Consider the following 25,647-nt stretch of genomic DNA (forward strand, 5'->3'; position numbering starts at 1 on the left):
CGTTTTGCGACGATCAGGAGGCTGCCGTCCGAAATCACCTGTTTGTCGAACAGCTGTGATCACGACCGGTTTTCCGCACATCGGACTGCGGAATAGCGATACTGGGAAGGATGCGGACCACCTGCTCCTGAGGAAGCGGGTAAAATACGCGCTGAGCGACATGGGACTGGCATTGGAGCCTTCCATCGAGCGTCCGATCGACGGGGCCTCCATGCGTCGGGAAGCGCTTGCACCGGCCTCGGAATTACTGATCCGCATGCCGCTTCCTGATCCGCCGCGCCAGCGGAACGGCACCACCGCTGCCGCATTCGCGCTAACTTGAGCGTTCCATAACTTTTCTGCACACGGAGAGCTGGCGGCCCGCTGGTGCTATCTCGACAATACTACGTTTTGGCCAACCGGACACCCGGAACCTAATTTAGATTACTCACATAAAAGCGGCTGGTCGACTGTTCGCGGACCGCGGGCGCTTGGTACCGCCTGCTATATTCCAGTTATCTGCTCAGCAAGATGAAGAGCGTCGGCTAAAAAAGCACCGATTAGGCTCTCTCCACGCACATTTGCCAAATGCAGCGCCCACGCTATCGCTGCGTAGAGTGATAGCGCGTCTTGATCTTCGGGTTTTTCCATTACGCTATGGAAGCGCTATATTTTTCTTGCGCAACAATCTCGCTCTATACGAAACACTAAATCTGGAAACATATGTTTGGTCCAACCGCGTTGTTTAATGCGGTACTATCGGCATGAAAAACGATCAGGACCGCGGCTTGGCCGCTGAAGACATTTTGGCGGTTTGCGCTCTACGCAAACGTCTATTCCCAAGCGATATATTCGACGAGCATGCGTGGAGCATGCTGCTCATCTTGTTCGTCGGTTACGTCAAAAACGAGATAATTTCAGAGCAAGCCTTGATGACCCGCGCTGAGGTCAGCACGGCATCGGGCAGTAGATGGATAGCGCATCTAGTTGAAGAAGGACAAATTGAGCCAAGACAGACTAACGACGTTGTAGCTCTGTCGAATGATGCCCTGACGAATTTACGAACGTTTCTTGATGAATCGCGCAATATTGTTGGCGGTGAAAAATAGGTCACTTATGCTGATGTAAAGAACCGCACCTTTTCAACAGGCATTAAGTGTTTATTTCAGGCGCTTGACTATCTGTTATGTATATCCCATGCATAGACATATTTGTAAGCTCTTGGTATAAAACGTAATACTAAACCATATCCTATGATAGTTGTTATCGTATCGGCGCGCACTATATCTTAGCAGTGGATGCTTGAAACAGTATCCTTTGAAGTGCGCGCAATTTTGCCCTGCATTTTGCAGGGGGCGTTAATGCCAGATGATAATTCGGTGTCGCTAGCGCGAATGGTACAAAAGCTGGCGACGCACTCGAGGCTGACCGATGATGATCGTGCCGTCTTGTTGAACCTGCCAAGAAGGTGCGATCGTTCGAACCCGGCAGCTATATGAACCGTGACAACGATCATTCGACGCAATGCATCGTTCTTATTTCCGGCTTCGCCTTCCGCCACAAAATCAGCAAGGATGGCAAGCGCCAGATAGTATCCATTCACCTTGCAGGGGAAGTTATTAACCTACAAAGCCTTTTCCTCGAGGCAATGGATCACAACCTGCAAGCGCTTGCCAGATGCAGTGTAGTCCTAATTCCAATATCAGCTTTACGGTCTCTGATATTCGCGAGACCGCCAATATATGCGGCATTCATTATAAGAAGTATGGTGGAAGCATCCATTTACAGGGAATGGATACTGAATAACGGGTGGCGAGACGCCCGGGCACGAATTGCCCATATACTGTGCGAGTTTGCCGTCCGTTCAGACGCTCTTGGTATTAATCATGGAGGAATCTACAACTTGCCCATGACTCAAGAGCAGATAGGCGACGCTGTCGGCCTGACGGCTGTGCACGTTAATCGCACCTTGAAATCTCTATCTAATGACGGTCTCATTACTCAAAGCGCGGACTGTTCGGCACCCACTGCATAGGCCCTGATTGATCTCACAACGCTATACTGGCTCACCGAAGCCTGGCTTTTAGCCAATCGGTCTTGGATTGACTGGAGCGAAGCAGGATAGTTGTGTCAGCCATGCTCATCGGTTTTCCAAGGAAATAGCCTTGGGCATCCCGACACCCTAGTTTCTGTAGTGTCTCAAGGACCGAACGGCTTTCCACGCCTTCAGCGACCACGCTCAAATGCAGGCTGTCCGCAAGACGGATCATGGCCATAACCATACGGTAAGCGTTCTCGTCGGTGTCTACGTTGCGCACAAATGACTGATCGATCTTGAGCTTGTCGAACGGAAGCATGCCAAGATGCTGAAGCGAAGAGTAACCAGTTCCAAAGTCGTCGAGCGCGAGCAACATACCCTGGTTCTTTAATGACTCGATTATTCGTTGTGCCGCGACCGGATCAGAAATCAACGCGTTCTCGGTTATTTCCAGACTAATCCGACGCGATGGAAACCCGCGTCGTGTAAGTACCGCAAGGACCTTTTCTGACAGCCATGGATCGCGGAATTGTACCGGGGAGACATTGATCGCGATTGTCAATTCAGACGGCCAGTTCGCAGCATCGACGCATACCTGCTCAAGAAGCTTCAGCATCAATTCGCCAATCAAGCCACATTCTTCGACGATCGGAATGAACTGCCCTGGACCGATGATTTTGCCGTCGGCACGCTCCCACCTCGCCAACATTTCGAAACCTACAATGCATCCGGAGGCAAGATTCACTATCGGTTGATAATATGGCCGAAACGCATCGCTACACAGGTCAATGCGCATGTCACTCTCAAGGGCAGCGCGATCAGCAAGCGACTGCCCCATGCTCGGTTCAAAGATGCTGTACCTGGAACGGCCGCGCGATTTGGCGTCGTACATGGCAATGTCTGCGTACTGCATCAGGCTCTCTCGGCCGTCAGCGTCAAACGGAAATTGGGAGATTCCGATACTGGCGCTGATGTGGTGCAGGAATCCATCGATCGAAAACGGCGTGGACATAGCCTGTATCAGTTGGTCTGCCAGATCTCGTGCGGCCCGGTTATTCGCAATCTCCGACACCACAGCGAATTCATCACCGCCCAACCGAAAAGCGCTGCCGGACTGCCCGACGATTGCCCTTAATCGGCCTGCGACGCCCTGCAAAAGCTTGTCCCCAGCGCCGTGGCCATGGGCGTCGTTTACACCTTTGAAACGATCAAGATCGAGCAGTAGAAGGTGCGTCTTCGAGGCATGCTCCTGTCGCGACGTCAACATATCTAGTTGCTCAATAAGCGCGCGACGGTTTTGTAGACCTGTCAATGGGTCTTGGTATGCCAGTTCCTGCGCCGTGCGTTCCGCAGAGCGTGCTCGGTCTTGTTCAAACCGCATGTCGGATCGCGCCTGCAGGCCATGCTTAAACCCGGCATGACTCGTCGACAAAGTTCGTAAGATCAGCAGTGTTACAATAAGAAAGTTTATACCGATGCTGGTCAATGACCAGCTCGGGGAAGATAATAGACGGAGGGTTACGGGCATAATGCCAAAAAGGACTACGAAATACCCGGCGAGGGGAAGGGCCTGCAGGCAGAAGCAACAGCTGATTGCGCCGACAAATACGTAAAGCGCGATTGATACGCTGCGAATAGGATCGCCTTCGGAGAAAAGCAGCGCTCCCCAGCTCCCAAATATAATACTCAAAAGAGCGGCAGTTATTATAGTACCTCGAAGGTACGATTGAACATCCTCAGGCGTCGCAACGATTGCTCTGCGGCGTACCCATATCACGGCGCGAGCGACGATCGCGGCCGACAACGCCACTGGAATACCAAAGCTCATTCCCAGCGGGACGTCGCGAAAGGTATCGATCCCTAGGAAGAGTACATTGATGAACATCAGCGCGTACATCAGTGGAATCTGACGACGTAACGTGGCGTATTGCTCGATTAAAAGTTCACTCGAATGCCGCCTTTTATTCGGCACTAAGCTAGACAGCCAATCGCGCATAATATTTTTAATTCCTTGGGGCCGCTCCTAAGTGAGACATCTTTCGAATTCATTTATGATAACGCTCTAACCCGTGATCTCAATCAACTCGTAGATATGTCGACGGGGTATCGTAAAAAGGACCGGTGAGGACCTATTATCGGTCTGGGACAATTGGCTGGCTACGCAAGCCGTTCGGTTGTTAGAGAGTCTAGGTTATCAGGCGTGGTTCTTTGGTCAGTCGGGCTCGGTTGGCGGTTCCCCGTGTGCGATGCGGTCAGCCAGAATCTGCATCGGCAAACTCAGGTGAGCGCTAATCAGATGATCTTCCTGTGTATCGGCTATGTCGAGCGCAACCTGAAGGTGCGCAAGCAGCGCTTTTGCGTTTTCCATTGAGATCTCCGAAAGGCGAAGACTTTCCAAGTGCCCTCGGTTGCCGTCACGCCATGAAATGGGGCGGCAATATCTCGGTGTAACATGGATTAAGAATTATTGCATCTCGGAATGCGTGGAACGTTTGTTCCCAGCGCACCCTTGCATCGGTCTCATACTGGCGAGATCGATTCCTACGTGGTCATTTTCTGCGCGCGAACCGAAGCAGCGGTAATGTTCTCCGCCTTCGACGCCGTGACAAGGCGATTATGGGCAGGGCTGCTTGCCATTGGGGGGGCTAAATCCGCTTCCAGGGTTACCGAAAAGCTCCCGTGCAACTGAGCTGTCTGATCGAAACCGCGCAGGTTGCCAACGTCTGCCAATCCGGTTGCCATACCCCACCTTGAGACCATCGGACCTATGGGCGTTAGCATGTGTTGGTACGCTTCACGACAAGGAACCCCACATGAACCTCAATGACATACTGCCGGATGGTGGCATCGATGCACTTGCTGCCCAACTTGGCATACCGCGTGACCAAGCCCAGCGTGGCGCTGAGGCGTTGCTGCCGTCGGTTCTAGGCGGCATGGGAAACAACGCGGAGCAGTTGGATACTCGTGTGAACTCACTCGGCGGCGCAGATCTCGCAACTAATGTGCTGGGCAACGAGCCAACCGCGATCGATCGCGGTAATCAGATCCTCGGCGGTATCTTCGGATCGAAGGACGGTAGCCGTGAGGTCGCCAACAACGCAGCGCAGGGCAGCGGCCTGACGCCCGAGCTTCTGAAGCAGATGCTACCGATCCTGGTGATGCTCGTAGCAGGTCATCTCACGGGGCGCTCCAGCGGGCAGCAGGGCGGTCTAGGCGGGATCCTGGGATCTGTACTTGGTAGCCTTGGCAGTGCTGGAGCCGCTGACACGGCGCCCGGGGGCGGTCTTGGTGGCGGTCTGGGAGGTATTCTTGGTTCCGTCTTTGGCGAGCGGCGATAGGGCTGTCCGGTCCGAGACGGCTGCGGCCGATCGAGCCGGCGTGTCTAAAAAAGCCGGAACATCGCAGCAAGGTGGTTCCAACAGAGCGCCGACGTTGGAAGCCTAACCGGGGAACGCATGTGATGCGGAGACGAGGAAACAAGCGGGCCGGCCCTGTGGCGATTATCATCTTCGCGATGATCGTGGTTCTCGTCGTGACGATTTGCTGGCTGGTCGCAAAGAGCGTCCAGAACGAACCGAACGGCCCGCCGCGAGGTAGTCAGACACTCCAAGCACAAGCGGCGCAAGGAACGGTAGCTACGGCGCCCCCGGAAACGGGGTCTGCCCCTTAATGTCGGGAGCGTGTCGATCCAAGTCCGGAGGGAACCGCACAGCGTGCAGATCCCTCCGGATTGTGTGAGTTAGTTACGCAGGCTGTCTGGAACGATACCGCCGTTCTCAGCGAGCTTCTGCATCACGGCCTTGTGAAGGGCGATGTTTTGCTCAGCCGAGCCGTCGGCTGCGGCGTGGACGTTCAGTTCGCTCGCGAGCTCCTTGCGTGCCGTCAGACTGGAATCAAGGTCCAGCAGCTTCAGAAGGTCGACAATCGAGCTCTGATAGTTGCCGCCGCCATCCTTCATCGACGCCATCTCGGAAAGGACCGCGCCGACATCGACGGACTGCTGAGGCGCCGTTGGGACGGGCTGAGCGGTAGCGGTTGGCGCGGCTTGTGGTGCAGCCTGCGGTGCAGCTGCAGGAGACTGAGCTGGCGCAGCAGCCGGCGCGGCCTTGTGGTGAAAAACCTTGTTCATGATCGTGCTGAAGATGCTCATTGCCGTATCCCAATAAGGCCGGCAGCTGTGCCGGCAGACATCCAGAACGAACGCGCGTTACGATCGGTCCGGAGCTTGTTGCTGGGCCGGAACGGTCCCTCGAAGGCACGCGTTGAGCGGGCAGCGGCAATATGCGAGCAGATGGAGACGATGATGAACTTCAAGACCCTGGCACTGGTATCGGTAGCGGCACTGTCATTGGCCGCATGCGGCAAGAAGGCCGAAGATTCGACCGCCGTCGATAACGGCACCTATGCCAACACGACTGCCATGGACGTGAACGCGGCTAATACCAATGATACCATGGCAGTACCCGCCTCGGGTGGGCAGGCTTTCGTAAACATGGCGGCTGCAAGCGATGCGTTCGAGATCGAGAGCTCGAAGCTGGCTGAAACCAACGGAGCATCTGCTGCAGTGAAGAAGTTCGCTGGTCAGATGATCACCGCTCATGAGGGTTCGACAGCGAAGCTGAAGGCACTGACGGCAACGCTGTCGCCAGCCTTGACACCCAACCCGGCACTCAACGCTGAGCAGCAGCAGAAGCTTGCTGACCTGAAGACCAAGCAGGGCACCGCCTTTGACACGGCGTATGCGGCTGCTCAGGTGGCAGGGCATCAGAAGACCCTCGATACGCTCAAGGGTTATGCAGCAACCGGTGGTGTGCCCGAGCTGAAGACGTTCGCCTCGGGCTTGGCACCGACGGTTGCCGCTCATCTTAACATGGCCAAGTCGCTCAAGTCGTAAGGTCGCGTTTGAGACGATGAGGTTCGAAGCCCAGCGGTGCAGCACATATGCCCCGCTGGGCTTTGCCGGTTCGCAGTTCAAGGGAGAGACAACGCAAAATGCTTTGCGCGGGTCTCGACCTGACCGATACGCTGGTCGGGCTAAGAAGGTTTCTGCAAGAGTAGTGGGAACAACATTGCTTTCTGCAGCAGTATAGGGGCTGGTGGCCAAGAGGTTCCCGCTGATAGGCCAGATGCGGCACAAATCCGATAGGCCTTGCCGTCAGATGTTAATACACTCGCCTTCACAGCGATCGCTCTGCCTGCCCTTAGCCCTGCGCCATCGGCCAATATTTTATGAATTTAGGCCTTGCTGTCGCATGCCCCGGCTTCCCACGTCAGTTCGATGCCGTTACGACAATGCGATCTTATGGTTGGGGAACTGGGGGCGAATGACTTTACGTACCGCTTGGGTAGCAGCAGCAGCGTCGATTTCAATGATCGCCGTGAGTGCCACACCAGTCGATGCTCAGTTCGGTATTTTGGGAGGTCTGGCGAAGAAAGCCGGCATCTCGATGCCAAGCCTTCGCAAGGAGCCTATCTCCACCAGCCTGGCGGATGCCCGGTGGGGCGACCCCAGCCAAGACAGCTTCGTTCCACGTATGGCGAAGCGCGAGTTGTCCAGGTTGCAACATACACCAAACGGCGGTTTTGTTCTAGAACCGGGATATTTCAGCTTCAACGGTCAGAGCTATTGCCTGCATGCCGGGACGCACGGTCCAGGAAAGGGCGATGGCTACCTGTACGGGCCAACGCTTGGTGCCGCCAAGGATGCTGTGATTACGATCGTTCGGAACTCGGTTCAGCATCCCGAGATCGATCAGCACACGATACAAGCGCTGCTGTGGGCAATCCTGTCTCGCGCCAGGATTGAGGATCTATCGAGCGAGCAGAAGATCGCTGCAGCACAATTGCTGCCCCCCCGCCAGCTCGCCGGACTAAACCGCGGTGTGTTCGATATGCTGGCAACCGGCCCGATCGCGGACAACCTTCCACGAGAGGTGCGCGCCGTGATGCAGGCTGAGGCTGACTTGCGCCGTATGTTGGTGACGCCAGGAACCAGCTACGGTGAACTGGAGCGGGTCGCAGTGTTGGCTGGGATGGCGCCGTTAGGTGAGGGAAGCATCGGCGTGCCTACCGGGCGGTGGAGCCACCATCCCGACGGCTACTGGATTCGCTATTTGCCCAACAGTTATTCGAACACCGTCGTCGAGATTTGGGTGCCGACGGACTCGCCCGGGATCGGTAAGGAATACGACCCGGCCACCCACATCGCGGTGCCGGGCAACACCTCCCGGCAGAGGCTGATACAATCAGGACGGGCTTACGCACACTCCTAAGTGCCTCGATCAAGCGCATGGCGCTTGGCAACTGGCGCCGTGTGTAGACAGCTGAAAAGGGACGTGTTGCGGCGATCCTATTGATCGCCTGACAGCATACTTACCGCATGCGGTAAGCGTCATTGCCGATCAGATCGTCGGGGGTCGCGGACTAATCCTGCCTAGCCAGTTCCCATGCGATCGGTTCTGTTCGCCAGGCGTCGCGTCATCGCGGCGCCCTGGTGCCAGAGCCCAATGTCATGCTCTTCATCAAAGCGACTGCGCCAGAATGACTGATCTGTTCGACACGCCCGAAGGTTTCCGTTGAACAATCGCTGGTCGCGAGCAGGTCACCACCGCTCTGCACCTCGGCAAGCGACGGGATGTACCCGTCCAGCCTGTAGCTGATCGACCAGCTTGCTACCGAGGTGGCCGTCGGCGCGTCGAATGCATAGACCGACAGGAGGCCTGGCCGCTTACCAGGTGCCGACACGAAGAAATAATTCGTTCCGTCAGAAACCATCGGTGCGCAGTACAAGGCCTGTACCTTGAACCCCGCGTTTCTGAAGGCTTGGACGGGATTGAAGGTCAGCGGCTGCCCCTCCGGCGCGTACCATTCGAAAGTCATCTCCGGCACGGTCGCTTTCCGGGGAATTGTCACCGTACCGCCTGCCAAGGTTCCGACCTGCCGGCCGTCTTTATCCGTATGAGAACGGGGATCCGTCCACCGGACTTAAGAGGCCTTCGCCCGAAGCATCGCGATGGTCGGAGAGCGGGTCGAGCGGGCCTCAGGACTAAACGCAAGGATCGCTTCGGCAAGGGCGTCCATCGGCGTCGAGTGCGCGGTCGGGGCACGGATAGAGCCCTTTCTCTCGTCCCCGTGTCGCGAGTGTTCGGAGGCTGCTGTTGCAACCCCCATGGGTCCGATCAAAGCAGTCGTCCCAACTACGCTACGGGATAGCCTACTCAATCTTTCTCCTCCTAGCATTTCTGATCAGGCAATGCGGTCAACCGTCCATCCGACCGGGCGAAAGGCGATGGAAACTGCAACGGCATTAACACCACAATGCACCATGCCGCATATGGGGATTGGCGCAGCCGGACTGCGGCAGCGGCAAGGGCTGTCCCACCCTCCACAAGCCGAGTCGCCGTTGGATACCTGGCATCTCGGAGTCGATCACCGCCAGACGGTTTCCGTCGCCGTACGTCGTCGCGCTGCGGTAGCGCAACACCTGCTTGTAGACGCCCGACGCGACGGACCGGTTGACGATGATCCAAAAACCGAACGGTGCGTCGCTGGTTGGTTCGGCCGAGATGACGAATCCTCTAAGCACGCCTTTGGCGATGTACCGTATTTCCTGATTGTTGTTCCTGCGGGTCACGTGCGCGTAAACCCGAGTAAACACATCCCGCCCGCGATCATATCCGAACAGCTGCGTTGCGACCCGTCGATCGCCGTTCATGGCCGAGAGACTGCCGATCTCGACGAGCAGCAGGGTCCTTGCGTCACTGGGATGCACCAATGCCACGTTGCCCAGAACATGGGGTTCGGAAAACGCATCTTTCCCGTCTTCTGGCGTGAGGATGTAGTTGGCGTCGGGGCGGCAAGATTGACCGTTATCGTTGCTGATACACAGCGAGACTGGTCCTGGTGCTTCCTCGCCCGATAAACCCTCGACGTCCTCACCCTGGGTAGCGGTGAACCGCCAGGGTGATCGTGTCGCAAACGGTTTTGATAAGTCGATCGTCGATATGGCTCGCGCTGTTGCTGCCGAGCCGTCAGCTACAGGCGACACCAACGCCCCAAGGATCATCGTCGAGGCTGCAAAGCGCAACGTCATCGTTACAGTCTCTTTGGTGAAGAGCGCCGTGGCGAGGTGCTCGGACGCAAATGTGTCGCAGTAGGTTGCGTCGCTGGGCGCACCGGCAGGAATGAAGCGCACGTCGCGGACGAAGTCGAGGTGGGAGCGTATCTGTTCCAGCTAGGATCAGCCTCGATGGTCTTCAGGACGCAGGATCGAGATGTCGCGTTCAGCATGCCACGCCCCAGATACCGCGCATGCTGGTTGCCACGCCGTCCCGGTCGATCGTCAGGACGGCGCGTCTGCTGCTGCTGTCCGACGCGAGGTTCGAGGTGGCTTTGCCGAACGATCGAATCCGCAGCCGATAGCCTGCACAAGAGACGTTGCCCCGCCCAGTCTCCAGATCCTCGATGGCGACCGTCGTAAAGCGGCACGAATGCAGCTCATTCCGGTCGCGGAGGAGAAGTTCGGTGCCGACTAGTTGCAGATAGTCGTACCTGCCGAGGGTGAACGTCGATGTGCACCCGGTCTCCTGCGTAGACCGTTCGTCCTGATCGCTCAGCGGGAGAAGGCGCCCGCGCGCCTGAGCACGGGGTTCTGCGTGAATGCGCACGGGTGTCCACGCAGCCGCGGCAACGATGGCGGTAAAAATTACAACGCGGAACAACAGGATCGTGCTTCTCCCCTGCTACGCCAAACGCGTATAACCCGAGCGTTTTCGCGCAACAGGTGCAGTTGGTGAGCCCTGTGATTGCAGTGGCGCTGAAAAGCCACTGCATACGATGCCGCTTGCCGCCGAGCAGACCATTAGTTGGCGCGGGTCCGCCCCGACTTGCAGCCCACTCGACATGGCAACTGCGGTCGCCGTCGGCGTAGAGATGCCTTAACGCGGGGCTCGCGCCCCTCCTGTGGATCCGTCTTCCCATGCATCGACTTCATGCTCTAGCCGCTGCGTTCTGCGTTCTGATGCTGCCAGCAAGCGCTTCGGCTGCGCCGGAAACGGTGTTTGAAGGCGTGGCCGGTACCGCGCGCATCGTCGTCGCGATGACGGAGGACAAGGGCGAGGTCGATGGTCACTATTTCTACCAGACGTCGCGGCTCGACATTGATCTTTCCGGCACTGCTACGGGCACAACGCTGACTCTGGAGTCGCGAACGACCGGCGATCACCTGCTTCTAAAGCGAATTGGACCGAACCTTAACGGCACGCTGACAACTGCAAAGGGCAGGCGCTTAGCCGTAAGCGTGCACCCAGCAGCCGTTCCGGCCGCGCTTCCGGCCGACCTGCCGACCGAACTCAGCGTTTATGAACGTTGGCGTCTCGCCGGTCTTCATTTTACTTCGCAGCCGGCCGAGACGATCCACGGCAGGACAATCCGGTGGTATCGGGAGCCGCTTTCCGGCATCCGGCTGTTCCGGATCGAAAGCGGCTACTCCACCGCGGCGATGGTCGCGGTAAACCACACTCTTGCCCGCAATCAATGGCAGAACGTCTCCACCTGGTTCGCGTGCACCGGATCGGACGGCCAGCCCGGCACCGATGTTGCGGAGGCGGACAAGCCCTGGCTCGGGGTCGATCATATGAGCTATGTCTGGACGGCAAGCTGGAGCTGCGCGGGTACCGCGCACCCGGATTTCGGCGCTGATGGCCATAGCTATGACATGGCTACTGGCAGAGAGTTGGTCCTGGATGCGGTGCTCCCCTTCGGATCGGAATCAGTTCCTGCAGAAGATAGCGACGAGTGGTACAAATATCGCAGCAACCGCTTCGCGCCGGGCGTTGTCGCGTTGCTAAAGCGCTTTCATCGAGACGAGATGGTACCGCCGAGTAAGGGCGACGACGACGCATGCGACTATTCTGATCCCGAAGTCTGGGATTTTCCGGCATGGGCGCTTTCCGAAAAGGGCCTGTGGCTCGGCGCATATTTCCCGAGAGCGCAGCGCCCGTGCGACGCGCCAGATTGGGCGGTCATCCCGTGGTCATCGCTGCGTCTCCCACGCGCGACTCTACCGTAGGCCTATAACAGTTAAGCGACGCAAAGCTCCAGGACCGGCGCGGGTGCGTTGCAAAGCCCGCCCCCTTCAGGCACCGGATCGGCGCTCAGATATCCGCGACTGGAGGCCTATGATGTTAGCGATCTTTGCTTTGGCGTTAGGCGCTGCAGCAGTGCCCGGTGCCGGCCATTGCCCCGGGTCGTCGACGCAAGAAGTCGACGCTTGCCTGGCAAGTCGTTTCGACGAGGCCGATGCCGAGCTGAACCGCTATTATCAGGCCACGATCAAGCGCCTTCGGGAAGAGCGTGAAACCGCATCGGAGCAGATGCTTGTTCGTGCCGAGCGGTCATGGGTGGCCTATCGAACATCCGAATGCGGCGCGGTCTATGAGAACTGGATCGGTGGCAGCATTCGAGGGAGCATGGCACTGAATTGCCAGATACGGCTTACACGCATGCGGACATACACCATCTGGCTCCACTGGCTGACATACATTGACAGCACGCCGCCGGTACTGCCGCGGCCTAACATCGAAAGTGTTCTCTCACCGGCTTAGGAGACTCGAATGCAGGGATTTCGCACCGCGCTCGCCGGGCGTACGACCGCCGCCATTCTTGCCGGCGCGTTGGCGCTTGGCCCTTTGCAGGCGCAGGAGCTGGCGACCGACCAACAACTGCAGACCGCGTTCGGTTCGGTATACAATCACCTAGGCCTGATGGAATATTGCATGGGCAAGGGGTTCGCCACTGCCGTCGACGTCGCCAATACGCGCAAGTCGGTCGTCGCGACGATCGCAGGCATGACCGTGACCCCGAAGGCGTTTGCCCAGCAAGCCGTCGGTCGACGCGGCGACATTGTCGGGCCGCAGGTGATCGGCCTAATGGACTCGAGCAACCACGCCCGCCCCGAAGAGGTTCGCGAAGGACAGACCATGTCGCTGGCCGACAACGCCCGCGCGCAGAAGTCGTCCGAACGCACGCTCTGCAGGCAGATGGCGGAACAGGTTTCGGCCGTGATGGAGGCGGCATCGAGAGCGGCGTCCGATCAATAACGCCAAGTGGGGGATCAATGTCCCGCCATCAGCTGGGGCCGCCGTCTAAATCACCGACGCATTGCACGTCGGGCTCCGCTTTCGCCATGCGTTGCAAGTCCCCGGCCCGCGCGACGATGCCCGGGAAGATCGCGTCGGGGGTGGCCGTGTAGGTCCGAAGAAGTTGCAAGGCCCACGCATAATGCCGCGCGCCGACTTCGCAGCTGTTGCTGCCGCCATCGCCCTCGCCCCATACTTTGCGCCATCCGGCTTGGCCGTCGCGCTTCAGGATGGCCTGGAAGGTGCCAACCGGGCCTTCGGCGCGAACATAGGCAACCGCACCCGGGCCCGCCCAAAGGACCCGAAACGCGCGGAAGGTGAAACGCGATCGCGTGCTATCGTCGCCCGCATGGAGCGTCTTGACGATCGCAGTGCGTTCCGGGCTTCCCGGAGCTGGCGTGTGGACGGCGGGCGGCGCGGCCAGCGCCGCTGGCGCCAACGCGAGCAGCGTCGCGACGCCTGAGGAAGAGTAACGGGTCATATCAACCGACAATGCGATAGATTAGCCGCGCCAGCCAGCCGCCCCGTCGATACGGAGGCCCCTTTCTCGAAAACGATCGGAAAACATGCGTAATCGCGGGGATAGCGATTCGCCTGGAATTTGATCGGCATTGCAAGAAGCTGCGTATTTCCGGGAGTGGCTGTTCCCCGATAAGATGACGAAACGGGCTCACGACTAGACGCAGGGCCCAACCATCGAACCGAGAACAGCCGTGGCGCAGTATATCGGTCTGGATGTTTCACTGAAAGACACATTCATCTCGGTCCGCGATGACGGGCGGCGGATCTGGCACGGCAAATGCCCGTCTGATCCTCGGGCGCTGACGGAAGTGATCCGCAAGCGCGCACCGGACGTGAGCCGGGTCGTGTTCAAGACTGGCCCCTTGTCGACCTGGTACTACCATCAAGCGTGCCGCCATCGCGGTTGCGCGCAAGCTTTCCGTCATCATGCACGCATGCTGAAATTCGGCGAACGCTTCGAGCGCCCCACGGTCACCGCAGCTTAACCGTACCCGCACAGGAGTTGCCCAACACGCTAACGCTATAGCGTCGCTTGTGGCCGACGCGCCCAAATCAATGCACGGGACGCCACTTGGAGAATGCAGTAATATGGCCTGGACGGTCGCGGAAGACGCGGGGCGGGCCGTCGCGGACAAGCGCCTCGGCATTGGGGTCGTTGCTAGGATTGAACGTCCATGATTCCGTGCGCTCGTTGTCGAAGACGAAGCCGGTCCGATCGTCGAGGCGGAAGGTGATATAGTCGGTCCAGTGCTGACCGCAGGCGACGCCGTTCTGGACGGTAAAGTAGCGCCCTTTGGTGGCGATCGGCGTGTCGCCGTCGAGGAACGGATCGCACTGTCCACCCTCGTCCGCCTTGAGCACGACTTGATCGTTGCGGCCGACCGGAAAAAACCGACCGCTCCTGCGCTCGTAGATCATAAGGGGCCGAGCCGGAGCATCACCCGATTTCGCGAGCGCCTCCTCATCTTTGCGACCGATTGCGACGATCTCGAAACTGCGGATTGGCTCTCCTGCTGAAACACGCGCGCTGGCGAGTACCTCGTAGCCCAATGGGAGCTGGGCTTCCATCCCCGCCGGAAGCCTCGGCGCGGCGATTGCACCTGCCGCCGACATCACGACGAGGATTGCTATCGTGTTCCGCATCGGCGTCGAACCTCTTGGTATATGTTACGGCCATCGCAGAAGCGATCGAGTTTTGGGAAAGCTTCTCATGCTCGTTGGCAGCACCCGGCACGTGATCGCTCGCCCCTTATGGTATCACGGATTTTTTTGTCCGGGTCACTGATCAGGGTCCGATGATCCGGGATCGGATCAGCGGCAACAAGCGATCGATCGCCTGTCTGGCCGATGCGGGATCCTGTGCAAGCGAGCGAACGGTCAGTAGATCGCCATCGCGGATGATGATCGCCGTGGCCCCCGCACGGTCGCCCAGCGGATACCCGCTTACCCAACCCACAGCCGGCGCCACCTCCAGTGCCGTGACGGTGCATCGAGGGCTGCGTGCGCGACAGATCTGTTGCAGATCGGCGATGCTTGTCGTGCCCGACCGAACCCGTTCCTCCGTTCCATCCGCCTGACGACCAATCAGAACGTCAACGACCGGTGCGCCCACACAATCCGCGCAGAACAAGGTGACCCGCTGCGGTTCCTCTTTTGCCTCGAAGCCGGAGCCCAACGCCGTGGCAGCCGCCTGACCGACGCCCGTCAGATCTCTGGTTGCAAGTCCCTGTGCAGCCGCACTGGTCGCTAAGGCGATCATGCCGGCAATGGCGACTGTGCCAAGTCGATGACGCATATTCTTGCTTTCCCCGCGCTCGCTTACGCATGCTCGAACGCGATCAGATTAGCCCTGAAGGCCGCGTGGTACCACCCGGGAGCTTCCCCGAAACTGTGGCGAACCACTCGTGCAGCTTGGCACCGTGCGGGAGAAACGCCTTCGACAATAACCTGCCGGCAAGATCCGCCCCGGGTCGGCAACGGTCTGGTTGGCTTCCGAAAACGAACGACGTTTGAGATGGGGAAAGCGTTCTCGGAATCGATTGTTTGCGGAAACTGTGTCCGGATAATGCATATGGGCCTACACGATCTGGAGTATAACCCTACAAATACATCGCCGAAATCTGGACGTCAGAGTCAGACCGGTTCATCGCCAAGCCGATGCACCAGATGCTTGGACTAGACACTTGGACAGGAACGGGGGACGGAGGGACTGATGATTGGAAAGCCTTGCATCGCAATGGTTATGCTTGCGGCGTCATCCACTGGCAGCGCTCTAGAATCGGGTGTCACGCCTGTGCCCACTTCGGTCAACGCACTTGGGGGGTGTTGGGAGGGGCAGGGTACGGTGATGGGCAAAGCCGTCGCTATTGCGGTGAACGCCTATCCGATCGTCCAGGATGCGATGCTGGCTGTCGAAGCCGCAAGCAGCGCGCTCGTCGATCCGCAGGACCAGTACGCGGCCCACCTGGTTTTTGGAGGAACCGGTAAGCCTTCCAAAACCGGAGCTGGCCCTATCGTCGGATATTGGGCGGACAGTTTTGGCGGGGCGTCCGCGGTAGCGGGGCGCGGCGAAAGCAAGGCAGAGGGGTTCGATATTACTTACCAATATCCGGACAAGGCCTACGTGAACCGATGGCGCATATTAGGCGACCACCTCACTTGGCAGATTGTCACGCGGGACCGCAAATCTGTTGAGAAGCCTTTCGCCAGTTATACGCTTTCCAAGACGGCCTGCCGACCGCTCACAGGGGGCGGCTGAAAAGGCGTGTAAGCCTTATACTGTTGTCTGGAAGACTTATGCATCGTCCAAACCGATCGTACCCCTCCCGATGATTCTTTATAACGATCGATTCCGAGAACGCCGATACCGGCTCGACTGCCGTTCCTTTTTAGGAACATCGGGCCAGGCGCTAGCGCTCCTTGCGGACGTTCAAGATCACCCAGTCGTGGACAACTTCATTAAGACGAGGCCGCTGATAATGAGCCCGGTGGCTAGAAGGCGCATCGCGGTCATAGCCTCGCCAAAGACCATGATGCCGACCACGAACGCGCCAACCGCGCCGATGCCGGTCCAAATTGTGTAAGCTGTTCCCAGCGGCAGAACCCGCATCGCTGACGCAAGAAGGCCAAAGCTGACCAACATGCCCAGCCCAGTAATGATGCTTGGCCAGAACCGTGTGAACCCATGAGATTGCTTCATGGCCGAAGCCCAGACAATCTCGAACAAACCGGCAAAAACGAGTGCAATCCACGCCACAGCAGTCTCCATCGGAGCTGCCGGGCCGTCCCGGACTTCTACCCCCGTATTGGGGTGGGAACGTTGTCACCGCATACCTAAATAATTGTAGCATAACGATATTTCAACGGCAGCTAACAGGCACGACGGAGAGTAGCGCCACCATTAGTTTCGTTAATCGGCAGGAATGGGGCTGGGCGCGTTCGGCGCAGAGCGGTATCGATGCTTCTCCGGAACAACGGTGTAAGGTCGCTTTATACCGTCGTCACCGGGAGAGCTTCATGATCCGCCGTCACATTACCGTACTGCTAGCCAGCGCATTCGTGCTTGCACCCGTTGCCCCTGTCGCCGCCCAGAACACGGTCCGCTCGATCTCGGCGACCGACAAGGCGCAGGGCACTCAGGCTCATCCGCAACTGCTCGCGCAGTTCGGTGATGCGTATAAGGGGCCGCAGGCGACATTTGTCGAACGCGTCGGCAAGCGTGTGGCGGTACAGTCCGGCCTGTCGAATGCGGGCAGCGACTTCACCGTCACCCTGCTGGACTCCCCGGTCGAGAACGCTTTCGCCATCCCGGGCGGGTACATCTACGTCACCCGTCAGTTGCTCGCACTGATGACCTCGGAGGCGGAACTCGCTTCCGTGATGGGCCATGAGGTAGGCCATGTCGCCGCCCGCCACGCCGCCTCGCGCAACACGCGTGCGACGATCGGCGGTCTGCTCGCTCGTGGCGTCAGCCTGGCTACGAGAAGCGATCTCGCGACCCGGATCGCCGGGACGGGCGCGCAGCTGTACACGCTGAAATACGGACGCGATCAGGAATATCAGGCCGATGCTCTTGGCGTCCGCTACATTACCGCTGCGGGCTACTCGCCCTATGCCTCGGCCGACATCCTGGCGGCGCTCGATGAATCGACCGGGCTGACGGCGCAGGCCAGCGGCACCGCACGGTCTGCGCCGACATGGGCATCGACGCATCCGAATGGCGCCGATCGTGTGCAGCGCGCAGAGGCACTGGCGAAGGCCACCGGCAAGCCGGAGCTTGCAACCACCCAGGATACGGCTTTCCTCCGCATGCTCGATGGCCTGCCTTACGCCGACGGCAAGGAGGGTCGCAAGGTCATCCGGATCGTCACTGTTGGCGCAAGGGACACGATCGATACGTTGAGCCAGCGCATGGCAGTAGGCGACAGCAAGCGCGAACGCTTTATTGTCATCAATGGCCTTCCGGCTGACGAGCCGCTGAAGGCCGGGACGCTCGTCAAGCTGGTGGTCGCCGCATAGAACCGCTGCCGTAGGAAGCCGACCGGCCCTGCTGCGGCGATGTCATTGGCAAATTCTGACTGCGACCCTAACGTCCGCCGATGTTCATTCTCTACGCCCTGATGCTCGCGGCGATGCTCCAGCAGACCCCCGCGAAGACCGACCCTGCTGATGTTTCCGAGATAGATGCCATTAGCTGCCGCCTGGACGTCCCCAGTTACATGCGCTTCGCCATGGCGATCGATGGCGATGAACAGCTCGCGCGGACGCGGGGATGGAAGAAGATCGTCTCGCCTAATTCGTTCATGGCCGAATATGATCTGCCGAAGCCGATTACCGTCGCGGGGGCATACAGCACGCGCCGGATCGGCTTTACCGGTGACTCCATCCTTGCGGTGCTCGACGTCGCGGACCCTGCCATCGTGGCGCGCGCCGAGAAGATCGACAACAGCATGTCGGCCCGACCGATGATCGACGCGATGGTGGCCTCGGGTAAAGTGACCCGCGCCCAGGCGGAAGCCGAGTTCCCCTTTCGCAAGTTCCTGGGCGAGCGGATCATGACCGACGTCACCGAACCCGCGGGCAAGGACGGCTATGGCAGCCACATGGTAGTTGCCCGAACGATCTCCAACGTCACCACGCACCCCGGCAAGACACTCTACGGCTGCGCATATCGGTTCGATATGCTGGACAAGGATGGGACATCGCTGTGAGACGGAATTGGCACCGCGCGATCGTCGTCTCGCTGGCACTGGTCGCGCCGCTGCCGGCGGTTGCGCAACCCTCCGGCATGGATAGCTTCATCGGTACGCTGTCGATCGAGCGAGGCGAGGTCATCCTCACGCGGTGCGATCTGGCGGCGTCGCGCTACCTGCTGCGCGATGTGCCGGGAGCTCAGGCGGTCGCCCGCTATCGCAAGGATGGCCGGCGCGCGTCTGCCGACGTGATGGGCAGCTATAGCGAGGAGGGTGATCGTAACGTCCTGACCGTTGCCGAGTTTCTCGACTATCAACCGGGCAAGTCGTGTCACCTGAGCGACGCACTGGATGCGCTCGCTCCCGCCGATTCCTCCTCGACGCAGGGCACGCCTGCCGACGGCCATGCTACACCTGCCGCGCTCGTTGGCCATTATTACCTCATGGGTGTGATGGAGACCGGATCCGAGCTGTTGCTGCGGCCAGACGGCCAGTTCGACTGGGCGTTGAGTTACGGTGCGCTGGACCAGGAGGCGCAGGGTATGTGGCACGTCGAGCGCGACAACGTCGTGCTCGTGGCGTCCGCACCAAGCGCGCAGAAGCCACTCTTCTCCTACTTGTCCACCGCGCCGTGGGATGAGGAGACCGAAGACGAACGTCAGCAGCATCAGCGCAGCCAGATCGAGGCCGGGATCCGCACCCGGTGCCCGATCTTCCCCGAACCATTTGTCTCCGCGACGCCTTTGATGACCGCCGACAATGCCCCCGCGCCGTCCGCGACGATCCTTCAACAGCGCGCCGCCACGGCATTGCGCGCTGCGAACGCTGCCAGGACGAATGCGGAGCTCCTGGCTGCTCGACTGATGTCAGATGCTCCGCCGACTAGCGCAAAGCCCGCTGCCCCGCAGGTGCGACAGGCATTGTCCGATTGGCAGGATGCGCGCGCGCGGGCGATCGAGACCGCACGTGCGGCGGGCTTGCCGGAACCCACGCTAGCCGATCCGACACTGCCCGCCGCGTGCACTATCCCGCCAGCCGACGCGGGCGAAAGCGGTACTCCGCGCCCCTCCCCCGGTCTGGCGATCAGGATTTTCGATCCCGCGTCGGACCTGCCCGCGCGCAATCTCCCCGTCACGCTGCACTTTGCGAACGGCACTAAGGAGAAGCTGGTCACCGGCAGGAGCGGCTTCGCGTTCGCCCCGCGCGGCACAACGACGAAGGCCGTCAGCCTTACCGTTCACACCGAGGCGCCGATCGCGGGTGACACGACGATCACCTTCGCACCGCTTCAACACGGGATCGTCCGGATCGGCTTCGATCGGCAGCAACTGATGGCGCGGCCGTTCGACACGTTGCGCCTGCGCATCGCGGGCACCGCGCTGGTTATCGAGGGCGCCAAGGGACGGTACGAGCGCCAGCCGTAGAGCAGGATGGCGGTGAATTGACCCGTGCCTATCTCGGTTCGTGCTGAGCCTGTCGAAGATAGCGGAAACAACGCTTTTAACGCCTCGCAACGTTGCAAAGCGGCAGGATCTCCACTCCATGTTCAACCCGCATGGCCGACGATTTGAACGGGCTTATGTCGTCGACTCGGATCGGGCTATTGGGGTCGGTACATAGAACGGACCCAGAGATATGCTAAGCGCCAACCGCTCTGCGCAGGCGGCGCAGAACACCTGCTTGTCGTGCAGTCGTGATTGCGACTGGGTTTTTTCCATATTGACCGCTGAGGACACTCCGCGCAGGCCCATGTCGAGCCGACAGCTAAGCTGTTGCTTCCAGCTCGCGTAAGCTGCGGCCGCGCGTCTCTCTACCTGAGCGTCCGATCAGTACCGCTGACAGCGTCATTGGTACAATTAGCGCGATTGCCGCGCCCCCCATCGTCGGGATCAGCCCAGCGAAGGCGCCCAGCTGGACAGCAACGCCACCAAATTTGCTACTCCCCGCGATAAGCCCGGTGGCACGCCCACGGACGCGTAATGCGTAGTTTTCGGCTGCATAGGGAAGTAGCACGGCGATCAATCCGTTTGTGCCAACCACCAGCAACGCGATCACAGCGATGAGCAGTGGTGGCCAAGCCAGCGTAGGCGCCGGCAGTAGGGCTCCGGCAAGCCCGGCGAGTGTGAGAAGCACAGTGCCGATCAGGGTGCGCTTGCTGCTCCACCGGCTGTAAAGGAAGGCCGCGATCATGATCGTGGGCAGGGCAACAAGTGCTGAGCTTGCGATGATGCCGCTCGCAATCTCGGCACTGAAGCCTCGATCCTGGAGATCGGAAGGCAACCATAGCAGCAAGCCGAAGTTGACGAAGCTCCAAGACAGGGCCGTGATCACCAGGGCGATAGTCAACTCGCGGTGGTGAGCCGCGGCGCTGCCAGCGTCCGCTGGCGCTGCTTGTGGCGCACGCCTGACGATTCCGAACTTTCGAGCCATGTCAGCTAGTTCGGCGTCCATACCCCGTTCCAACAGAAATCGCGGGGACTCAGGTATCCACCTTGCCATCGCAAGCAGCAGCAAACCGGTGGGAAAGCCCTGCAGCCACAAGCTACGCCAGCCGAACAGGGGCTCGAACAGATGCGCTGCACCGCTAGCTGCGAGGTAGCCACCGACCAGTCCCGTACCACCAACCAGCACAAGGACCCAGCTTCTGTGCCGCGGAGGCATGATCTCTGCCAACAGCGTGTAGACGACGGGCAGCATGCCGCCAGCCGAGCACCCCATCAGAAAACACATGACCAGGTTCCAGCTATAGGAAGGCATGGCTCCGCAGATGGAGGTCGAGACGAACAGGATCGTGGACAACAGGATCGACACACGCCGACCGTAGATGTCCGCAAGCCACCCCCACAAGAACGAGCCAACTGTGGTCCCCGTAAGGGCAACGAACGGAAGCAGGGCAACGGTCGATTTGGCGAGCCCATACTCGCCCCGCATGCCGGGAAGCACAAAGCCGAGCGTTGCTGGCTTCATCGTGTCGATGATGAGCCCAAGGGTAAGCACCAGCAGAACGGCAGCATGCGAGCGCGTCAGAGGGGTATCATCGGGCGCTTCATATGCGACGCCAACCCCTGCCCTGTGATCAGGCCGTTTCTTGGGTAAAGCGCCAAATATAGCTGCCGGCACGCCGACGCCGATTAGCGCCATGCCCAGGTACATCCATCCGTCCATCGGCATACCCGACAGGTGATTGCCCATCGTATGGGCCATCGCGAGCATTGGTAAGTGAAGGGCCACCCCAACGCTGATCGCCGCACAGCCTGCCCAGAAGAGCGGCCAGCGCTCGCCGACCACCGAGTTTCCGCGGCTGCTACTGCCATTCGCCATTCATTTCCCCCCACCAGCAGTAGCGACATACGCCGCACGGCTTGCCTGCCGCAAGCAGAGTACCTGCCGGCGGGCACGTTGCGGCTCATGGCTTGGCGAATGGCCTTCAGGCTTGCGGATCGCCAAACTGAGTGTCCAGAAGCAAGTGTTTTCGACCGATCCCTTTTTCCGATCGGCGTTATGTTTTGGAAAGAAAAGTGCGGCAGTTTGAGTGCCGACTACAGTAATTATCAAACAGTGAAACAGCTTGATCACCGGGAGCCATGTCCTATCTAGAAAGAGCGGGCCGGGCCCCTCTGACAGTTTCCCTCGGGTTATTGTGATGTCGGACCGCATCGGGTTATCTCGATATAGGCCTGGCCGCTTTGCCTCCTGTCGTCGTTGATGATCCGAGCTTTCGATCACCGATTGAAAAGAGGCTCTGAGCATGGAAACGAACAGATCGGCACAGCTCCATCAGCAGTTGGACGAGCACGCGCGTATCGCGATGGCGCGCCGAACCCCGACTTCTCCAATTGTGCTGCAATTGTAGCGCTTTGAGTTGGGTCTGAGAGGCCGCTTGTGCCCACCACACGCGAGATACCGGCCCTCCTGACCGCTGATCTCGCCCCACGCCACCATGTTTGTTAGAGGTTCCCATGCCTGAGCTGCTCTCCTTGTTATTCCTTGGTACCCCTGTCTGGATGTGGCTGGCATTTCTCGGCATCGTCGCAACATTGCTGATCCTCGATCTGGGTGTCTTGCACCGCGGACAACGGGAAATCGGAGTACGCGAGAGTCTTGCATTGTCAGCAGGTTACATCACGCTGGGACTGGCGTTCGGCGGGTGGATTTGGTGGTATATCGGGCCTACTGCTGGCCTCAACTACGTGACGGGCTTCGTCATCGAGAAGAGTCTCGCCATGGATAACGTGTTCATCATCGCCATGATCTTCGGCTACTTCGCCATCCCAGGCATCCATCAGCACCGCGTACTGTTCTGGGGCATCCTAGGTGTCATTGTCCTGCGTGCAGTGATGATCGGTTTTGGCGCGGCATTGGTCGATCGGTTCGAATGGGTATTGTACGTCTTTGCTGCCTTCCTGGTTTTCACCGGTATCAAGATGTGGCTGACTGCCGACACGGAATATGACGTAGCCAGTTCGCCCGTTTTACGCTGGATTCGCCAGCGCATGCCGGTTACCGACCAACTTCACGGGGAACGTTTCTGGGTAAAAGAGCAGGACCCGGCGACTGGGCGCATGCGCCGGATCGCTACGCCGTTGCTACTGGCTCTGGTCATGATCGAATGCGCTGACGTCATTTTTGCGGTCGATTCTGTACCGGCTATCTTCGCGATCACAACGGATCCATTTATCGTCTACACGTCGAACATCTTTGCTATCCTTGGGTTACGCGCACTCTATTTTGCGCTCGCCGCAATGGTCGACCGGTTCCATTACCTGAAATACGCCTTAGCCGCGTTGCTGGTGTTTATCGGCTCGAAAATTTTCGTTGCCGACATGTTCGGGCTCGCCAAATTCCCGCCCGCAGCGTCGTTGGCGGTAACCTTTGCGATACTGGGTTGCGGCGTCGGCTGGTCCCTGTGGAAAACGCGAGCGGCTGCTTCGGCCTGAGTTTGAACGCGTCCGCCGGCATTGAAAGCGGACCGGTCATAAGCTGTGGGTATAGCCGTACTCCATTTACCGAGACTGGCGTTTACGACGCACAGGGATAAGGTGGCTGCTGATTATGACCGTCCGGCCGTCCACCAACATGGTCAAAAAAAGGGATCAAGATGCGCGCCGTTTTAGCCATCATCGCGCTAGTCTCTGCTCAACCTTGCTTCGCGCAAACTGACCCGAGGCCAGGCCCGCCTGCAGGTAGGCCTTTGGAGGCAGGCACTGCCGGATGGAGCATTACCGTTGGCGTCGCGTCAGTCCTCAGTCCTGCATGGCAAGGCTCGCGAGACATGGCCTTGTCGATTTTTCCCGACTTGCGGCTCAACTACAAGGACGTGATCTTTGCCTCGATTCCTGACGGTTTGGGCTGGAATGTGGTGAACCACGACGGGTGGAAGGCAGGACCTCTGGCCAAACTCCGCTTCGGGCGGGATGAGGAGCGCGGGGGATCGCCGTTCCTCATTACAGGCGGGAGTGACGCGCTACGCGGCCTCGGCGACGTAGATGCAGCTGTTGAGGTGGGAGGCTTTATCGAGAAACGGGCTGGGCCATGGCGTGGACGGATCGAGGTTCGTCGCGGCTTCGGCGGACATGACGGCGTTGTCGCCGACGGGTCAGTTGCTTACCAAGCGCGCCGGGGACGGACCATCATCAACGTCGGGCCTCGCGCAACGCTGGCAAGCCGCGAGTATATCGAGACGTATTTCGGCATCGATGCGGTCCAGTCGCAACGGTCCGGGCTTAGACCGTATTCTGCGTCAGGCGGACTATTGTCCTACGGTGTAGGCGGTACCGTAATTCGTCCCCTGAGCCGGCGAAGCGCCGTCACGCTTTTCACTGGCCTGGATCAACTAGGTCAGAACGCAGGCGATTCACCTCTCGTCCGCGAACGTGGGCGCCGGACCCAATTCACCCTAGGTCTCGGCTACGGATTTAGGTTCAACCTCTAATCGAATCAGACGCATATACCCTACGCCGGTAGCCAGCGACCAAGCCTGAAATAACGAGGATCGCGGCAGCGCCGGTTGCTACGGCAATAGGTCCTGCAGCTTGGCCACCTGCAGCGAAGATAGCAGCAAGAGCCCAAAGGAAAACAGCTGCGTACGGCAGATTGCCACGTCCTCGGACCAGCACGGTGGCCGCGATGAGTCCAGCAATCACGATCACCGCTGCACCGATTACCGGCGCGGCTGCACCGCCCTCCATGCCGTGATACCTCAGGCTAGCTGCGATGTTGACGGTGGTAGCGACGGTCAACCATGCGGCGAGCGCGCTCAACGGAAGGTACGCACACCACCACGCGGTTTTCGACACCGCCGCATTCGACAGGGCACGATAGGCAATGATCAGGCACGTCAGCGTGAAGGTAATGATCAGAACCGATACGAAGCTTAACCCGTAAAGCTGTGTGTAAGCAGCCCAGAGTGCGTTCCCCAAAAATGCGCCCGCTGCCGGCCAGCGCAGGCGATGAAGCAATGCATTTTGGCGCTGTGCGGGCAGGGCCTGATAAACAGCAAACACCGTGGCTCCGAGGTAGAGCGCGCCCCAGATCGAGAATGCCCAGCCTGCCGGGGTTATCAAGGTTCGGACCGCCAGAGACCGGGATCCGATAGGCTCACCGATCCCAATCTGCGGTAAAAGAGGCGTTAGAATTTGAAGCGCTGCTGTCAGCAGCACCGCGAGATGCGGCAGATCGAACGCGGTCCGTTGGGGTAAGGTATTCGTTGCCATTTTTCCACAACGGCCGATCAGCTTACGCGTTGCAATGTCACAAAGAAACTCGCTCGCATTCAGCG

The 25,647-nt window shown here is 59.2% G+C and carries 28 protein-coding genes and 1 pseudogene; 16 read left to right on the forward strand and 13 right to left on the reverse strand.

Annotation, left to right across the window (positions count from 1 at the left end):
• Window positions 1-55: 55 nt before the first annotated feature.
• The 3 genes from H8S47_RS06625 to H8S47_RS19200 all read left to right on the forward strand — a co-directional run bounded on the left by H8S47_RS06625 (window position 56) and on the right by H8S47_RS19200 (window position 2,014).
• Window positions 56-322 carry a hypothetical protein gene (locus H8S47_RS06625; protein WP_187503129.1) on the forward strand — a complete coding sequence of 89 codons (267 nt, stop codon included), beginning with the start codon at window positions 56-58 and terminating at the stop codon, window positions 320-322.
• Between the two features lie 421 nt (window positions 323-743).
• Window positions 744-1,088: a hypothetical protein gene (locus H8S47_RS06630; RefSeq protein WP_187503130.1), complete on the forward strand. Its 345-nt coding sequence runs from the start codon at window positions 744-746 to the stop codon at window positions 1,086-1,088.
• A 359-nt stretch (window positions 1,089-1,447) separates the two neighbouring features.
• Window positions 1,448-2,014: a Crp/Fnr family transcriptional regulator gene (locus tag H8S47_RS19200; RefSeq protein WP_398456492.1), complete on the forward strand. Its 567-nt coding sequence runs from the start codon at window positions 1,448-1,450 to the stop codon at window positions 2,012-2,014.
• 31 nt (window positions 2,015-2,045) lie between these two features.
• Here the strand turns inward: H8S47_RS19200 and H8S47_RS06640 are convergent, their stop codons facing one another.
• Window positions 2,046-4,013, reverse strand: a complete 1,968-nt coding sequence (locus H8S47_RS06640; protein WP_187503132.1) for a putative bifunctional diguanylate cyclase/phosphodiesterase — start codon at window positions 4,011-4,013, stop codon at window positions 2,046-2,048.
• Between the two features lie 216 nt (window positions 4,014-4,229).
• Window positions 4,230-4,385, reverse strand: coding sequence for a hypothetical protein (locus H8S47_RS06645; RefSeq protein ID WP_187503133.1), 156 nt, complete (start codon window positions 4,383-4,385; stop codon window positions 4,230-4,232).
• A 445-nt stretch (window positions 4,386-4,830) separates the two neighbouring features.
• Here H8S47_RS06645 and H8S47_RS06650 point away from each other — a divergent pair, with 445 nt between their 5' ends.
• Window positions 4,831-5,355: a DUF937 domain-containing protein gene (locus H8S47_RS06650; protein WP_187503134.1), complete on the forward strand. Its 525-nt coding sequence runs from the start codon at window positions 4,831-4,833 to the stop codon at window positions 5,353-5,355.
• Window positions 5,356-5,756: 401 nt separating this feature from the next.
• Here H8S47_RS06650 and H8S47_RS06655 read toward each other — a convergent pair whose 3' ends face one another.
• A complete protein-coding gene (locus H8S47_RS06655) occupies window positions 5,757-6,167 on the reverse strand; it encodes a DUF3597 domain-containing protein (protein ID WP_187503135.1) in 411 nt (136 codons plus the stop codon).
• Between the two features lie 153 nt (window positions 6,168-6,320).
• Here H8S47_RS06655 and H8S47_RS06660 point away from each other — a divergent pair, with 153 nt between their 5' ends.
• Window positions 6,321-6,911 carry a DUF4142 domain-containing protein gene (locus tag H8S47_RS06660; protein WP_235982657.1) on the forward strand — a complete coding sequence of 197 codons (591 nt, stop codon included), beginning with the start codon at window positions 6,321-6,323 and terminating at the stop codon, window positions 6,909-6,911.
• Window positions 6,912-7,341: 430 nt separating this feature from the next.
• Entirely contained in the window at window positions 7,342-8,289 is a 948-nt protein-coding gene (locus H8S47_RS06665; RefSeq protein ID WP_187503137.1) for a hypothetical protein, read from the forward strand.
• Between the two features lie 205 nt (window positions 8,290-8,494).
• On the opposite strand, the gene H8S47_RS06670 is transcribed toward H8S47_RS06665, so the two are convergent.
• The 3 genes from H8S47_RS06670 to H8S47_RS06680 all read right to left on the reverse strand — a co-directional run bounded on the left by H8S47_RS06670 (window position 8,495) and on the right by H8S47_RS06680 (window position 10,737).
• Window positions 8,495-8,944, reverse strand: coding sequence for a hypothetical protein (locus tag H8S47_RS06670; RefSeq protein ID WP_214654978.1), 450 nt, complete (start codon window positions 8,942-8,944; stop codon window positions 8,495-8,497).
• 379 nt (window positions 8,945-9,323) lie between these two features.
• Window positions 9,324-10,211 (reverse strand): hypothetical protein, encoded by an 888-nt coding sequence (locus tag H8S47_RS06675; protein ID WP_187503139.1) that lies wholly within the window; start codon window positions 10,209-10,211, stop codon window positions 9,324-9,326.
• An 88-nt stretch (window positions 10,212-10,299) separates the two neighbouring features.
• Window positions 10,300-10,737, reverse strand: a complete 438-nt coding sequence (locus tag H8S47_RS06680; RefSeq protein ID WP_187503140.1) for a hypothetical protein — start codon at window positions 10,735-10,737, stop codon at window positions 10,300-10,302.
• A gap of 299 nt (window positions 10,738-11,036) precedes the next feature.
• On the opposite strand from H8S47_RS06680, the gene H8S47_RS06685 reads away from it, so the two are divergent.
• The 3 genes from H8S47_RS06685 to H8S47_RS06695 all read left to right on the forward strand — a co-directional run bounded on the left by H8S47_RS06685 (window position 11,037) and on the right by H8S47_RS06695 (window position 13,116).
• The gene (locus H8S47_RS06685; protein WP_187503141.1) at window positions 11,037-12,086 is read left to right on the forward strand and encodes a hypothetical protein; all 1,050 of its coding nucleotides are present in this window, start codon (window positions 11,037-11,039) and stop codon (window positions 12,084-12,086) included.
• 112 nt (window positions 12,087-12,198) lie between these two features.
• Window positions 12,199-12,621 (forward strand): lysozyme inhibitor LprI family protein, encoded by a 423-nt coding sequence (locus H8S47_RS06690; protein WP_187503142.1) that lies wholly within the window; start codon window positions 12,199-12,201, stop codon window positions 12,619-12,621.
• 9 nt (window positions 12,622-12,630) lie between these two features.
• Window positions 12,631-13,116 carry a hypothetical protein gene (locus tag H8S47_RS06695; RefSeq protein WP_187503143.1) on the forward strand — a complete coding sequence of 162 codons (486 nt, stop codon included), beginning with the start codon at window positions 12,631-12,633 and terminating at the stop codon, window positions 13,114-13,116.
• A 28-nt stretch (window positions 13,117-13,144) separates the two neighbouring features.
• Here H8S47_RS06695 and H8S47_RS06700 read toward each other — a convergent pair whose 3' ends face one another.
• A complete protein-coding gene (locus tag H8S47_RS06700; protein ID WP_187503144.1) occupies window positions 13,145-13,636 on the reverse strand; it encodes a hypothetical protein in 492 nt (163 codons plus the stop codon).
• A gap of 232 nt (window positions 13,637-13,868) precedes the next feature.
• On the opposite strand from H8S47_RS06700, the pseudogene H8S47_RS18805 reads away from it, so the two are divergent.
• Window positions 13,869-14,060 (forward strand): annotated as a pseudogene (locus H8S47_RS18805) (IS110 family transposase); the annotation flags it as partial.
• Window positions 14,061-14,229: 169 nt separating this feature from the next.
• Here the strand turns inward: H8S47_RS18805 and H8S47_RS06710 are convergent.
• Entirely contained in the window at window positions 14,230-14,790 is a 561-nt protein-coding gene (locus H8S47_RS06710) for a hypothetical protein (RefSeq protein ID WP_187503145.1), read from the reverse strand.
• 172 nt (window positions 14,791-14,962) lie between these two features.
• Window positions 14,963-15,472, reverse strand: a complete 510-nt coding sequence (locus H8S47_RS06715; RefSeq protein ID WP_187503146.1) for a hypothetical protein — start codon at window positions 15,470-15,472, stop codon at window positions 14,963-14,965.
• A 552-nt stretch (window positions 15,473-16,024) separates the two neighbouring features.
• Here H8S47_RS06715 and H8S47_RS06720 point away from each other — a divergent pair.
• Window positions 16,025-16,435 carry a hypothetical protein gene (locus tag H8S47_RS06720; RefSeq protein ID WP_235982659.1) on the forward strand — a complete coding sequence of 137 codons (411 nt, stop codon included), beginning with the start codon at window positions 16,025-16,027 and terminating at the stop codon, window positions 16,433-16,435.
• 177 nt (window positions 16,436-16,612) lie between these two features.
• On the opposite strand, the gene H8S47_RS06725 is transcribed toward H8S47_RS06720, so the two are convergent.
• Window positions 16,613-16,933 carry a DMT family transporter gene (locus tag H8S47_RS06725; RefSeq protein ID WP_187503148.1) on the reverse strand — a complete coding sequence of 107 codons (321 nt, stop codon included), beginning with the start codon at window positions 16,931-16,933 and terminating at the stop codon, window positions 16,613-16,615.
• Between the two features lie 260 nt (window positions 16,934-17,193).
• Between H8S47_RS06725 and H8S47_RS06730 the strand changes: the two genes are divergently transcribed.
• The 3 genes from H8S47_RS06730 (at window position 17,194) to H8S47_RS06740 (ending at window position 20,293) form a co-directional block, all read left to right on the forward strand.
• Window positions 17,194-18,195, forward strand: coding sequence for a M48 family metalloprotease (locus tag H8S47_RS06730; protein WP_187503149.1), 1,002 nt, complete (start codon window positions 17,194-17,196; stop codon window positions 18,193-18,195).
• An 80-nt stretch (window positions 18,196-18,275) separates the two neighbouring features.
• Complete coding sequence (locus tag H8S47_RS06735; protein ID WP_187503150.1) at window positions 18,276-18,887, forward strand: hypothetical protein; 612 nt, start codon at window positions 18,276-18,278, stop codon at window positions 18,885-18,887.
• Window positions 18,884-20,293 carry a hypothetical protein gene (locus tag H8S47_RS06740; RefSeq protein WP_187503195.1) on the forward strand — a complete coding sequence of 470 codons (1,410 nt, stop codon included), beginning with the start codon at window positions 18,884-18,886 and terminating at the stop codon, window positions 20,291-20,293. The genes H8S47_RS06735 and H8S47_RS06740 overlap by 4 nt, the downstream gene beginning before the upstream one ends.
• A gap of 340 nt (window positions 20,294-20,633) precedes the next feature.
• Here the strand turns inward: H8S47_RS06740 and H8S47_RS06745 are convergent, their stop codons facing one another.
• Both H8S47_RS06745 and H8S47_RS06750 read right to left on the reverse strand, forming a co-directional pair.
• Window positions 20,634-22,082 (reverse strand): MFS transporter, encoded by a 1,449-nt coding sequence (locus H8S47_RS06745; RefSeq protein WP_235982660.1) that lies wholly within the window; start codon window positions 22,080-22,082, stop codon window positions 20,634-20,636.
• 108 nt (window positions 22,083-22,190) lie between these two features.
• A complete protein-coding gene (locus H8S47_RS06750; protein ID WP_187503151.1) occupies window positions 22,191-22,445 on the reverse strand; it encodes a hypothetical protein in 255 nt (84 codons plus the stop codon).
• A gap of 383 nt (window positions 22,446-22,828) precedes the next feature.
• Here H8S47_RS06750 and H8S47_RS06755 point away from each other — a divergent pair, with 383 nt between their 5' ends.
• Both H8S47_RS06755 and H8S47_RS06760 read left to right on the forward strand, forming a co-directional pair.
• Complete coding sequence (locus tag H8S47_RS06755) at window positions 22,829-23,806, forward strand: TerC family protein (protein ID WP_187503152.1); 978 nt, start codon at window positions 22,829-22,831, stop codon at window positions 23,804-23,806.
• Window positions 23,807-23,967: 161 nt separating this feature from the next.
• Complete coding sequence (locus tag H8S47_RS06760; RefSeq protein ID WP_214654980.1) at window positions 23,968-24,801, forward strand: MipA/OmpV family protein; 834 nt, start codon at window positions 23,968-23,970, stop codon at window positions 24,799-24,801.
• On the opposite strand, the gene H8S47_RS06765 is transcribed toward H8S47_RS06760, so the two are convergent.
• Window positions 24,791-25,582: a hypothetical protein gene (locus H8S47_RS06765; RefSeq protein WP_082463307.1), complete on the reverse strand. Its 792-nt coding sequence runs from the start codon at window positions 25,580-25,582 to the stop codon at window positions 24,791-24,793. The genes H8S47_RS06760 and H8S47_RS06765 overlap by 11 nt on opposite strands.
• Between the last annotated feature and the right edge of the window lie 65 nt (window positions 25,583-25,647).

Origin of the sequence: Sphingomonas albertensis, assembly GCF_014358075.1 — a bacterium.
Classification (GTDB): Bacteria; Pseudomonadota; Alphaproteobacteria; order Sphingomonadales; family Sphingomonadaceae; genus Sphingomonas; species Sphingomonas albertensis.

What these genes read in the sequence shown, in the direction of transcription:
- H8S47_RS06660 (WP_235982657.1), top strand. Translation starts at nt 6,321, where the DNA reads ATGAACTTCAAGACCCTGGCACTGGTATCGGTAGCGGCACTGTCATTG.
- H8S47_RS06755 (WP_187503152.1), top strand. Translation starts at nt 22,829, where the DNA reads ATGCCTGAGCTGCTCTCCTTGTTATTCCTTGGTACCCCTGTCTGGATG.
- H8S47_RS06640 (WP_187503132.1), bottom strand. Translation starts at nt 4,013, where the DNA reads ATGCGCGATTGGCTGTCTAGCTTAGTGCCGAATAAAAGGCGGCATTCG.
- H8S47_RS06735 (WP_187503150.1), top strand. Translation starts at nt 18,276, where the DNA reads ATGTTCATTCTCTACGCCCTGATGCTCGCGGCGATGCTCCAGCAGACC.
- H8S47_RS06655 (WP_187503135.1), bottom strand. Translation starts at nt 6,167, where the DNA reads ATGAGCATCTTCAGCACGATCATGAACAAGGTTTTTCACCACAAGGCC.
- H8S47_RS06695 (WP_187503143.1), top strand. Translation starts at nt 12,631, where the DNA reads ATGCAGGGATTTCGCACCGCGCTCGCCGGGCGTACGACCGCCGCCATT.
- H8S47_RS06665 (WP_187503137.1), top strand. Translation starts at nt 7,342, where the DNA reads ATGACTTTACGTACCGCTTGGGTAGCAGCAGCAGCGTCGATTTCAATG.
- H8S47_RS06730 (WP_187503149.1), top strand. Translation starts at nt 17,194, where the DNA reads ATGATCCGCCGTCACATTACCGTACTGCTAGCCAGCGCATTCGTGCTT.
- H8S47_RS06650 (WP_187503134.1), top strand. Translation starts at nt 4,831, where the DNA reads ATGAACCTCAATGACATACTGCCGGATGGTGGCATCGATGCACTTGCT.
- H8S47_RS06710 (WP_187503145.1), bottom strand. Translation starts at nt 14,790, where the DNA reads ATGTCGGCGGCAGGTGCAATCGCCGCGCCGAGGCTTCCGGCGGGGATG.
- H8S47_RS06760 (WP_214654980.1), top strand. Translation starts at nt 23,968, where the DNA reads ATGCGCGCCGTTTTAGCCATCATCGCGCTAGTCTCTGCTCAACCTTGC.
- H8S47_RS06700 (WP_187503144.1), bottom strand. Translation starts at nt 13,636, where the DNA reads ATGACCCGTTACTCTTCCTCAGGCGTCGCGACGCTGCTCGCGTTGGCG.
- H8S47_RS06720 (WP_235982659.1), top strand. Translation starts at nt 16,025, where the DNA reads ATGGGCAAAGCCGTCGCTATTGCGGTGAACGCCTATCCGATCGTCCAG.
- H8S47_RS06745 (WP_235982660.1), bottom strand. Translation starts at nt 22,082, where the DNA reads ATGCTCGCGATGGCCCATACGATGGGCAATCACCTGTCGGGTATGCCG.
- H8S47_RS06685 (WP_187503141.1), top strand. Translation starts at nt 11,037, where the DNA reads ATGCTGCCAGCAAGCGCTTCGGCTGCGCCGGAAACGGTGTTTGAAGGC.
- H8S47_RS06645 (WP_187503133.1), bottom strand. Translation starts at nt 4,385, where the DNA reads ATGGAAAACGCAAAAGCGCTGCTTGCGCACCTTCAGGTTGCGCTCGAC.
- H8S47_RS06715 (WP_187503146.1), bottom strand. Translation starts at nt 15,472, where the DNA reads ATGCGTCATCGACTTGGCACAGTCGCCATTGCCGGCATGATCGCCTTA.
- H8S47_RS06630 (WP_187503130.1), top strand. Translation starts at nt 744, where the DNA reads ATGAAAAACGATCAGGACCGCGGCTTGGCCGCTGAAGACATTTTGGCG.
- H8S47_RS06765 (WP_082463307.1), bottom strand. Translation starts at nt 25,582, where the DNA reads ATGGCAACGAATACCTTACCCCAACGGACCGCGTTCGATCTGCCGCAT.
- H8S47_RS06690 (WP_187503142.1), top strand. Translation starts at nt 12,199, where the DNA reads ATGTTAGCGATCTTTGCTTTGGCGTTAGGCGCTGCAGCAGTGCCCGGT.